1 protein-coding gene is annotated in these 1,246 nt (G+C 40.9%); it reads left to right on the plus strand.

Annotated features, from left to right (window positions below; all coding sequences use genetic code 11):
* The first annotated feature begins 170 nt into the window (after window positions 1-170).
* The gene (locus tag IM753_RS12755; protein WP_194092779.1) at window positions 171-1,175 is read left to right on the plus strand and encodes a transposase; all 1,005 of its coding nucleotides are present in this window, start codon (window positions 171-173) and stop codon (window positions 1,173-1,175) included.
* Window positions 1,176-1,246: the final 71 nt, after the last annotated feature.

The following is a 1,246-nucleotide window of genomic DNA, read 5'->3' on the forward strand; positions in this document are numbered from 1 at the left end:
CCCTTGTATATCCAAAACAAGATATAATAAGCCAACCCGCTTATCTGTCTTTCGTTTCGCCCCTAGAGATGACATTCGTTTTGTAGCATTGAAACCAGATAAGCACCCATCAATAACAACCGTACAGTTGCCAGTTTAACACCCGAATGCAAGGCAGGTTTATGATGAGTATGAAATCAGCAAACAATGAGTTAGACAAACACTATGTTCATTTTGTTGGCATTGACGTTGCCAAAAAGAGCTTTGTGCTTGCCACTTCATTATCACCCAAAACCAAAAACCATGATAACACAGCACAAGGCATTGACCAAGCCATCTGTTTTATCAAAGAGGAACACAAACAATGCGATAATGGCAAAACCTTAGTGGTTCTAGAAAGTACAGGTGGACTTGAAGTACCCCTTGCCAAAGCCATACACTTAGCAGGCATTTGTGTCATGATTGCCAATCCAAGGCAAACACATCAATTTGCCAAATCACAGTCCTTAACCAAAACAGACAACAAAGATGCTAAAATGCTTGCTTTTTATGCCAAAATGATGGCACAAAGAGATGATTTAGCCACCTTGCTTTATTGCCCACCCAGTCAAAGCCAAGAGTTATTAACCGCATTGATTAACAGACGCAATCAATTTGTCCAAATGTGTGTGGCTGAAAAAAACCGCTTAGAGCAATCTCATCACAGTCAAATCAGTAGCATTCAAGCTCATATTACTTACCTAACAGAGCAAATTCATGAGTTAGACAAGCAAATCAAAACCCATCTTGATGATGACAATCACCCAGATTTAAAACAAACCAGCAGTGTCATTCAAAGTGTTAAAGGTGTTGGACAAACCACCACAGCCACCTTGTTGGCAATGCTGCCTGAGCTTGGTACAATCTCACACAAACAACTTGCCAGTCTTGTGGGTGTTGCCCCACACCCTAAGCAAAGTGGAGAGACTAAGTTTAAAGGTCTGTGTCAAGCAGGACGACCAGAAGTGCGTAAGGCACTGTATATGGCAACCTTAGTGGCTACTCGCTTTGATGAGAAAATCAAAACCTTCTATCAAAGATTAAGAGCCAATGGCAAGCCCTTCAAAGTTGCCATTGTTGCCTGTATGCACAAACTACTAACCATTTTAAATGCACGGGTTAGAGATGAATTACAAAAGCAAGTTGTCGTACGTTAAATGTTCGGTATTGACGCTTTGTGCTAAGTTTTTGTATTGCACTTTGATGGGAGTGGAATACAGTTGCTACA

The organism is Moraxella sp. K127, assembly GCF_015223095.1.
Classification (GTDB): Bacteria; Pseudomonadota; Gammaproteobacteria; order Pseudomonadales; family Moraxellaceae; genus Moraxella.

Excerpts from the sequence above, each read along its gene's own strand:
- IM753_RS12755 (WP_194092779.1), top strand. The coding sequence starts at position 171 with ATGAAATCAGCAAACAATGAGTTAGACAAACACTATGTTCATTTTGTT.